Origin of the sequence: Streptomyces himastatinicus ATCC 53653 (assembly GCF_000158915.1) — a bacterium.
Taxonomy (GTDB): Bacteria; Actinomycetota; Actinomycetes; order Streptomycetales; family Streptomycetaceae; genus Streptomyces; species Streptomyces himastatinicus.
Map to the genome: position 1 here is coordinate 9,510,696 of NZ_GG657754.1, position 9,406 is coordinate 9,520,101.

Genomic DNA, 9,406 nt, shown 5'->3' on the forward strand with positions numbered 1-9,406 from the left:
GATTCCCCACATCGCTTGCCGTGCGGGGCCTCAGTGCCCCGACCGATCCGGTACCGGCACCTCAACTGGCCCCGGGGCCCTGGTGCCTGCCGGGTCGGCGAGGAGACGCTTGACACGCAGTCCGGAGCGAGCCAGCACCCACAGCACCGGCTCCGCCGCCCGGCGCTGTTCACTGTCCAGCGCTCCGGCGCCGGTGGCGGCGTGTGCGCTCACCGCCCAGTAGCGTGCGGTCCCGAAGTCGTGCCCCAGACCGCGGACCAGCGCCCCGAGACCGATGTCCGAAAGCCACCCGTCGATCCCGGCCCCCGGCACAGGCAGTGAGCTGATCTGGTCGAGCACATCCCGCTTGGTGACGACCGTGGCCACCGGCAGGCGCCCGCGCCGCCCGGTGAGCGCCGACAGCTCGCCGGTCAGCCGCTGGTACGTGTCCATCGGCCCCTGCTCCGCCGGGCGTGCCGCGTCCGCGCGCTCCGCGTCGGACCCCCTCAGCCGCCGACGCACCTCTGGTTCCGCGAGGACATCGGCGACGAGGACCACCCCGTCGGAGTGGGCCAGGTATTGCTGTTCCCGCACCGAGCCCGCGTCACGCAGCGACTCGCCCATCGGGTCGTACAGATAGAGCAGCCGCCGCTGCCTGCCGTGGCGGACGATCAGCATGAACGCCCGGGGCTGCCCGCCCTGTGTCTTGAGGGCCCAGCCGCTCTGCCGAAGCTGCTGGTTGAGCGTCCCGGCGTCTTGGGAGTCGGTCCGGGAGGCGAATTCCACTTTCAGCCGGCTTCGCTGCGCCCAGGACTCGAGTCCCGCCACCATCGCTGCCATCAGCATCGTCTTGCCGGAGGAGGTGCCGCCGACAATCGGCACATGCACTACCCGGGTGCTGCCGACCGCCTCGGGCAGCTGCTGGTCGCAGTGCGGACAGCGGGCGGCGAGGCGCTGCCGGCCCGCGAGCAACGTGGTGACGAGGCGCCGACCGCAGACGCACACGTGCCAGAGCGCGCCGTACCGGCCGGGGCGCAGCTCGGAATGGGCCTCACCGCAGTTCGGGCAGCGGTGCACGGCCAGCGGGAACGGCCGGTAGCAGCCGGGGTACGGGCACTTCATCCGGCCCCGGCGGACCGCTGCCCAGAGGCTGTCCGCACCGCGCAGGATGAGGACGGCCGATGCCGCCGACAGCCAGACAGCGCCGCACAGCAGTCCGAGGACGGCGAGGGACACCGATACCACCAGTGCCGCCGACAGGGCTCCCATGGCCGCTCCGACGGCCGTTCCCGGAGCGACGGCCCGCATGACGCAGCGGGTGAATCGGTTCTCGCCCCGTACACCGGTCTCCGGCCGGCGGCCCTGGAACAGTCGTGTGACCGAGCGCTTCAGCCAGTCGGTGGTGAGTCGGTACCAGATGCTCAGCATGGCGGCGCACGCCGCCGACCAGGTGTCCAGCCACATCTGCCGCCACCAGTACGCGCGATGGGCAGGCTCGCCGGACCCGACGCGCTCGATCCTCGGGTCCGGCACTCCGGCCTGGCGGGGACCCAATACGGTTCCGGCGGTCGACAGCGAGAAGCCGAGGAACCGCCAGAAGGTGTAGCCGACGCACAGCGCCACCGCCACCAGGCCGGTCGCCCGTAGCGCCAGGAAGAGTATGTACTCCAGGTTCATGATGGGTTACCGCCCTTCCGCGGCGGTTCCACGTCGCCCCAGCGGTGTCCGTCCGCCGCGTCCTTGCGGCGCCGACCGGTCAGCCGACGGCTGATCCGGCCGAACGCCCCGGGCCGGTTCCAGGTCCGGAACTCCTCCGCCCAGCGGGTACCCGTGTCCTCCAGACAGCGCTCGACCAGGGCGATGTCGCTGTCGGGCAAGCCCCGCACGACCGGACGCAGCACCGAGTCCAGCAGGGCTGTGCGCGTCTTCTGCCAGGCCTCGCTCGCCTGGGGGTGCGAGCTCCAGGCGGTGAAGCAGTCGGCCACGTACGCGGGCCGGGTGCGCAGCCGGTCCCGTACCCGCTCGGACTTCGCGCACTGGCTGTACGCGGCGAAGAGACCGGGGTCGCCGCTGTGGATCAGCGCGTACACCTCGCCCTCCGGACGGTGCTCGGACAGCAGTCGGCTCGCCAGCGCCCCGAAGGCGTGCTCGAGCACGGTAGGTTCCACCGGTTCCGCCACGGCCCGCAGCGACAGTGCCCGGTCGGTCCAGCCCGCGCTCGCCGAGCCGTCGCGAAGGTCGCGCGCCAGTTCGAGGAGGAGCAGGGACGAGCGTTCACGCGGAGCCAGATCCTCGGTGAAGCAGCGCAGCAGATCCTGGGCGAGATCCGGTACGTCCGGATCGTCCGCCGGTCCGTGGAGTGCGGCCTTGACCAGGGCGGACCAGGTCCCCGCCGCGCGGTGGGGGTCGGACCCGATCTCGACGAGCATCAGCCGCGCCTCCCCGGCGGTCGGCGTGTGGCCCTCCCAGACGAGCTGGACCGCGGTACGCAGGACGAGCGGCTCGGTGAACAGCGAGAGCCCGCCGGCGTGCAGCACGGCGTTCAGTGCCACGACACGGTCGCCACCGCCCGCCGTCGCCCGCGCGGCCTCGGCACACATCCGCAAGTGGGGCAGGGCCTGGTTGTCCGCAAAGCGCAGCGGTATCCGGGTGAGCAGCCGGGCGGCGGCGGACGGGTCCCCCGCGGCCAGGTCGTCGAGCTTGCCGAGCAGCGTGGTGTGCAGCGTGAACTGCTCCTCCAGCGCCAGGCGCACGGTGGGGGTGTACGTCCCTTCCGGATCGGCGAGCAGCGCGTGGGCGAGCCTGCGTGCCACCTCCGGCAGCAGGTCCGAGCAGTCCACGCCGAGCATGTCCGCGATGCGCAGCAACCCGGCGGTCCGGGAAGCGCCCTGCCCGGTGTCCGCGAGGCCCGAGCGCAGGTCGTGGGCCAGCTCGGAGGCGAGACGTCGCCGGACCTCCTCGGTGAGGGCGTCGGGCCTCAGGCCTTCGATCTCCGGGCCCGGTCCGGGCGAGCGGACGGCCTCGGTGAGCACCAGCGCGGCGAGCGGCGCGGTGGCGGCAGCCGGCACTCGGCCGTCCAGCACCGAAAACAACCCTGTCAGGGCAGCCCGTTCGGCATCGGTCCGGTCCGCTGCGGGAGCGCACAGCGCGGCCACCAGACGGTGCAGCCGGTCGCCGCCCAGGGCCTCCCGGTGGCCGTGTGCCCACGCCGCCGCCTCGGTGCGCCCGGCGGCCCCGAGCTCGAGCCCCGCGCACAGCGCGACCGCGGCGAGCGGGCCCGGGGCGAACTGGCCGCCCGGCAGCGCGGCCGCCTCCTTGAACAGCTCGGGGGCACGGCCCTGCCAGACGCCTGCGGCCGCCTGCGCCCAGGTATCGGTCACCGGCTCCCGGGGCTCCTCGCCCGCGCAGTCGTACATGCGGTAACGGTGGTCGTAACCGGCCGGACCCCGCTTGTCCGCCGGTAGGACGCCGATGATGTGCTGCCGTGCCAGCTCCGGCCGTCGGGTGTACGTGGTGAACGTCAGCCGTTGGGCGTCTTCGCGCGGCAGCACGGTGCTGGCCAGGGCGATCCACCGAGCCACATCGGCGCTGTCCCGCTCGACGAGGATGATCTGTGGTGCCGAGTCGTCCTGGCTCAACCTGCGCAGATCCGCAAAGAAGCCCGCGAGCCACGGTGCGCGGGAGGCCGCGAACGCGATCAGGCCGTCCCGGTCCAGGCGCCCCGAAACCGGCAGCTCGCTCAGCGGCTCCGGTACCCCGCCGTCCGGAGTTCCTGTGGCCCACTGCGGGGCGCCCCAGGCGGTGATGGGCAGTGCGTCGCCCGGGAGGGACGCGCCTGCGGGAAGATGCACGGCGTGGGCATGGAAGTTGCCCCAGCGCCCGCTGTAGTCGGCTCCCGTGTAGACGGTACGGGACAGCAGCCGACTGCCGTCGGAGAGCTCGCTGTAGCTGAACGCCTCTGGAAACGCGGCCAGTTCGGAGTCTGTGGGACGCGGCGGGGCATTGCGCGGCCGGCTCGTATTCCGATCAGCTGCTCCGGCCTTCCCTGAAGCAGCGATGACGGCCCCCCGGGGGGGGACCCGCGGTGAACCGGAACCCGGAGCCGTCGCGTCCCGGCGGTGCCGAGGTGTAGTGCAGCTGTCCCCAGGTTCATGCTCCGGCCTCCTCGGCTCCGCGGATTCCGGCTTCGGCCTTTCCTGGCTTCCCCGGCTTACTCACGGGCAGGAGCCCGCGGCGCCCGAGCAGCCACAGCAGCGGGTCCTCGACGCGCAGTGGCTGCGGCCCCGCCTTGGGTGCGTCCGAAGGAGCCTGTGCGGGGGGAGGGGCGCCGAGCGCCGACAGCCCGAAGAACGACAGCTGGGCAAAGTCCCGCTCCAGCTGTCGGCGCAGCGCACCGGAATCCCAGTCCTCCATGAGGGTGCGTATTTCCTCGTGGACGGCCAGTCGGCCGTCTTCGTCGAGGATTCCGTCGTGGTGCGAGGCGTTGCGCAGCAGGGGCGAGTGCGTGCCGAGCAGCGGTCGCAGCATGTCGGTCTTGGTCACGGCCACTGCCATGGGAGTGGTGACCCGTCCGCGGGAGCCGCCGCGGCCATGGGCGCGCAGCTGTGCGGCGAGATCCGCGGCGATCTGCTGCGGGGGTGTCTCGACGGTGGGCAGCGGGGGACCCTCACCCGGCACCAGCTGATCGCGTACGGAGCCGAGTTGCAGCGGATCCACCAGCAGGATGATGCCGTCGGCGGCGCGGAGATAGTAGGTGTAGCGGTCCATCGCCTCGGCACTGCCCAGGTCCTCGCCCGCGGCGTCGAAGAACACCAGCGCGGTGTGGCGGCTGCCCTCCCTCAACCGTCCTCGCCGCGGGAGGCTCAGCCGGTACAGGAGCGGGTCGTTGAAGCCCATGGCCGCCGGTCGGGTGGCCTCGGGCAGCCGCAGCCGGTCGTACAGGTCCTCGGCCAGCTCCCGGTCGCGGCGCTGCGTGTCGCTCCCCATGGCGGCGAGCGAGGCGTCGTAGGCGCGCCCCACCCTGTGACGCAGCTCGTTGACGAGCACCCCCACATAGGTGCTCTTGCCGGATGCCTTCGCGCCGACCAGCGCGATGATGCGACTGTCCTGGTCGCAGTAGTCGCTGGGGAAGTCGCTGTGGCAGCGGCGGCAGACCCGTACGGGCGTGGACACCCCGCAGCCGGGGCAGGCCACGCGCGAGCTGCCGCGCATCCCGCCGAGCGTGCGGGGCGGCGTGAAGACCGGGCCACGCATCCGCAGCGCCGGTGGCACGCTCGGACCCATGAACTCGGCCCAGACGTCGTCGCGTTCCGGATCGCAGGGTTTGCCTCCGCGTACACCGGTCGCGGTCATCAGACATCGGTACGGCAGCCGCGCGGCCTGGGCGCGGTCGAAGCAGTAGGGGCAGATGACAGTCGTCATGTCAGCGAACCACCAGAGTCGCAGGGGAGGGTTCTTCCAGACGTACGGACGCGGCCTTCGCGCCGAGGAGGAAACCACGCAGAGCGTACGGGGGACGGCAGACATCGCTGCCGATCTCGCGCTCGATGCTCCGCGCGCGGTGCAATTCCTCGCCGCTCAGGCGCAACACGGTCGTGCCGTCTGCGGGGTCGCGTGGTCGGATCGGCGACGAACCGGTGCTCGGGCGGGCGACCAGTACGAACTCCGGCAGATCTGCGGCGAGTCCATCGGCGGAGGAAGACAGGGTGACGCGCACGGTGGGAGGGCTTCTGCGCAGGGCCCGGCGGGAACCGGGGGCAACGCGGTAGGCGATGGCGGCGTCGGCAGGCAGCACGGTCGCGGTGGGTGCGGGAGGGACGAGGACGGCATCCGTCGTACTGGCCGCGGCAGACGCGGTCAGCCGGACTCCGGACGGGCCGACCGGCACCGTCAGGCCCTCGCGGAGGTACCCGCTGCGCATGACGCGATGCTCGGTGCAGCGTCCCTCCTGTTCCGCGGAAACGGTCACCTGCCTGACGCCCGTCGGCCAGTCGAAGGTGATGCGGGCGCGACCGTGGGCGATGCGCTCGGCAGCCATCGCCGTGACCGGGGGAGGCGCTTCGATGCGTACGCTCGGCCCGGCCAGGGCGCGCTCACCGCGTACGGCCACGGCCGTGACGCACACGAGGGCTCCGGGCGGGGGGACGAGCACCCCGGATGCCGTCTCCCGCCACGGCAGCGGAGACGGCAACTCCGATGTGGTGAGCTGTAGTTCGGTGCCTGACGTCGGTGCTCCCCCAGGCCACTCGACCAGCCGTACCTCGGCGTCCTCGCCACCGGTCCAGGAGAAGGCCACGCCTCCGTCCCGAGCCGTGGCGGTGAGGTCGTGCACCGGCGACGGCCAGGGGTGCACGGTGACGGATTCTTCAAGGCCCGGTGATCTCACCTCCCGGCCGTCCGCGGTGCGATAGCGGCAGCTGACCCGCACCCGGTATGTGCCGTCCCGCAGCCCGCATACGGCGAATCCGCCCTCTCCGACCGCGGTCTCGACCCCACCGCCGTCAGGCCCCGTCACACCGGCGTCGACGCGGGCGGCACCCGGAGGCCGTGTCCAGGTGGCCGTCACGCGCTCCCTGCCGTCGACCAGCCGCAGATCGGATACCTCGGGTGTGAGGAGCAGCGGTTGCGAGACGAGAGGCGGACCGTCGACGAACCCATCACTCAGCGGGAAGGCCGCATACCGTACTTCCGAGCCGAAAGGGGGCCGGGCGTCCTGGGCGGACCTGGAGGCCGTCCGGCCTTGGATCTCGGTGATGGGCGCCGGACCGTGGCGCGGCAAGCGCTCGAGCCTGATGACCCGCCAGGCCGTGACCTCTGTGTCGTCCATGGTGTTCGCCCAGGCCAGCTTTACCGCTTCGGGGGTGAGCTCGGCGGTCAGCGGCGCCGATGCCCCCTCGGCCGGTCGGTGCGTACGGACCAGTCCGCGCAGCGCACGCCCGGAGTCGGCCGCGAGCCGGGAGACCCTGAGGTATGCCTCGCCGGCGGCTTCTACGTCACCTTCCCCTTCGCGTCTCTGGGCTGCGACGAGAAGGGTGTCCGTTTCCTTCGCCAGGTTGGCGATGTGTATCAGATGGTTCGCGAGCAGAGGGTCCCGCCCGCCGTCGGCTGGCAGCAGGGATGCGAGCCGAGCGGCTCGACGGATGTGCCTGAGCGCCCACGCGTCCTGCACCTCCTCAGCGGCTTCCCGCTCCTTCGAGTTGAGCCGACGACGCATACGTGCTGCGTGGACCAGGGCCGGGGCCTCTCCCGCGTCCACCCCGAGGGAGACCGCCGTGGCCGCCCGACCTCCTTGCGGATGGCCCTGCAAGAGCTCGATCAGCTGATAGAGCAGTACGCGCCGCAGCGCCGTCGGATCCTGGTCGCACAGCTCCGCCACCCGTTGCACGAGCGCTTCCGTGACGGGGTTTTCAGCGGCGGATCTCCGCAACTCGGCACTGTTCACATGCGTCCAGCCGCGCGGTGCACGCGACACGAACACTCCGTCGAGCACACGCAGGCGTGCACCGGCAGGGGCCAGTGCCTGGCCGATGTGGCTCAGGCCCAAGGCACGTTGCCGGGCGACGAGCTCCTGATAGCCATCCACGAGCGGTGACAGAGGTAACGCGGACAGGGCCCCAGGCAGCCCAAGGCGATGCCCGAACTCCAGCCCCACTGTCCGTCCCCCCGCTCACAGCTGTCCTACGCGAATGATTATCGCAGCAGATTCATGCCTACGGGGGGAGGCCCTCCGGGAGATGTGCTCCGGGCGAGTCGACAGGGCGTCATGCCCCGGGCTGCCGACGAGCGAGCCGGGGGGCGGTTCAGGTGAGGAGCTGCTCCGCCCAGATGCCGGGCTGCCGTAGGCGAGTTGGCCGCGGACGTGGGCGCGGGCCTGTCGGGCCGCCCGGGGTGGGAGCAGCCCGCGCTGGAGCTCCTGGGCGTGCCGGTGCTCGGCGTCGTAGAGGCGGGCCCGTGCCAGGGCCTGGGCGGCCAGCCCGCCCAGGGCCGTCAGCAGTGTGCGCTCCTCGCCGGAGAGGGTGCGCGGATGGTCGAACGAGACGGAGCAGTAGTCGATGGCGTCATCGGAGACGATCAGGGGGAGGAAGGCCCAGGCCTGCTTGCCCGAAGCCGTCGGCAGATGGGCATGCCACCGAGCCCGCCCACCCCGGCCACCGCCTGGTCGAGGCCGATCCGCAGCGCTTATCCGGGTATACGGCGGGCGGCGGGCGTGAAGAAATTGACGAGGTTGCCGTCCGGATCCCGGAACAGGAACGCGCGGTTGCCCCAGGGCATCGTGGTGGGCTCCCTGACGACGTCCCGCACGAAGTCGCTCAGATTCCGGTACACGCTGTCCACGTCGTCCACCTGGAACTCCAGGATGACGCTGCGGTTGTCGGCCGGACGGGACGAGCCGGGCGCGAACAGCGGGACTGTGCGGGTGCTGCCGATCGCCAGGGTGGCCGAGGCGGTCTTCAGCTCGGCGAAGTCCTCGGTGGCCCAGCTCGCCCGCACTCCGGTGGCGCGTTCGTAGAAGCCGACGAGGCGGGCGATGTCGCCCGTGATGATGCGGATCGAGACGAAGTCCATGGGTTCTCTCCTGGCCGTTCGGTGCGTCGTGCGGTGTGTCGTTCGGTGCTTCGGACCGCACGCTACGGCGGATACCGGGCGGAACCCGCCCGGTATCCGAGGGAGACTTGCCGGTATGCCCCGACCCATCGCCCGTGTGCTCACCCTGCTGGAGCTCCTCCAGTCGGGCGGCCTCCGCACCGTCGCCGAACTCGCCGACCGGCTCGGCGTGGACGAGCGCACGGTGCGGCGGTACGCCGACCACCTCGTCGACCTCGATGTGCCCGTCGAGTCGGTGCGCGGCCGCTACGGCGGCTACCGGCTCGCTCCCGGATACCGCATGCCTCCGCTGATGCTGACCGACGACGAAGCGCTCGCCGTGCTGCTCGGACTGGCCGCCGGGCGGCGAAGCGGCCTGATGACCGCCACGGGCACGGCGGGCGAGACCGCCGCGGCCAAGATCCGCCGGGTGCTGCCCGAGCGGCCGCGCCGACGACTCGACGCGGTGCTCGACTCCCTCACCTTCACGGCTCCGCCCGGCGCGTCGGCCGCACCGCAGGCCCCGGTCCTGCTGGCGATCGCCGACGCGGTACGACACCACCGGCCGGTCCGCATCCGGTACACCGCAGCCGACGGACGGCCCAGCGAGCGCACGCTGCACCCGTACGGGCTCGTCGCCCACGCGGGCAAGTGGTACGTGACCGGCGCGGATGCCGCGATCGGCGAGGACCGGACGTTCCGGCTGGACCGCATCGCGGATGCGCGGACCCTGCCCGGCTCGTTCGAGCCGCCCGCCGGGCCCGACCCGGCGCGGCGCGTCCTGGAAGGGCTCGCCACGGCGCCGTACCGGCATCGGGTGACGCTCCGCATCCAGGGGACGGCC

At 72.2% G+C, this 9,406-nt stretch carries 6 protein-coding genes and 1 pseudogene; 1 reads left to right on the top strand and 6 read right to left on the bottom strand.

Annotated elements, in window-relative coordinates:
- Positions 1-30: 30 nt before the first annotated feature.
- The 6 genes and pseudogenes from SSOG_RS40215 to SSOG_RS40235 all read right to left on the bottom strand — a co-directional run bounded on the left by SSOG_RS40215 (position 31) and on the right by SSOG_RS40235 (position 8,544).
- Positions 31-1,656, bottom strand: a complete 1,626-nt coding sequence (locus tag SSOG_RS40215; RefSeq protein WP_009720061.1) for a TRAFAC clade GTPase domain-containing protein — start codon at positions 1,654-1,656, stop codon at positions 31-33.
- The gene (locus tag SSOG_RS40220) at positions 1,653-4,037 is read right to left on the bottom strand and encodes a GTPase-associated protein 1-related protein (RefSeq protein ID WP_281048211.1); all 2,385 of its coding nucleotides are present in this window, start codon (positions 4,035-4,037) and stop codon (positions 1,653-1,655) included. The genes SSOG_RS40215 and SSOG_RS40220 overlap by 4 nt, the downstream gene beginning before the upstream one ends.
- Positions 4,038-4,128: 91 nt before the next feature.
- Positions 4,129-5,400 (bottom strand): TRAFAC clade GTPase domain-containing protein, encoded by a 1,272-nt coding sequence (locus SSOG_RS40225; RefSeq protein ID WP_050800125.1) that lies wholly within the window; start codon positions 5,398-5,400, stop codon positions 4,129-4,131.
- 1 nt (position 5,401) lies between these two features.
- Entirely contained in the window at positions 5,402-7,363 is a 1,962-nt protein-coding gene (locus SSOG_RS40230; RefSeq protein WP_245606487.1) for a hypothetical protein, read from the bottom strand.
- Between the two features lie 504 nt (positions 7,364-7,867).
- A pseudogene (locus SSOG_RS58700) lies at positions 7,868-8,101 on the bottom strand (phosphatase); the annotation flags it as partial.
- A gap of 56 nt (positions 8,102-8,157) precedes the next feature.
- Positions 8,158-8,544 (bottom strand): VOC family protein, encoded by a 387-nt coding sequence (locus tag SSOG_RS40235; protein WP_009720066.1) that lies wholly within the window; start codon positions 8,542-8,544, stop codon positions 8,158-8,160.
- 115 nt (positions 8,545-8,659) lie between these two features.
- Here SSOG_RS40235 and SSOG_RS40240 point away from each other — a divergent pair.
- On the top strand, positions 8,660-9,406 hold a 747-nt coding region (locus SSOG_RS40240), incomplete at its 3' end, for a helix-turn-helix transcriptional regulator (RefSeq protein WP_039942560.1).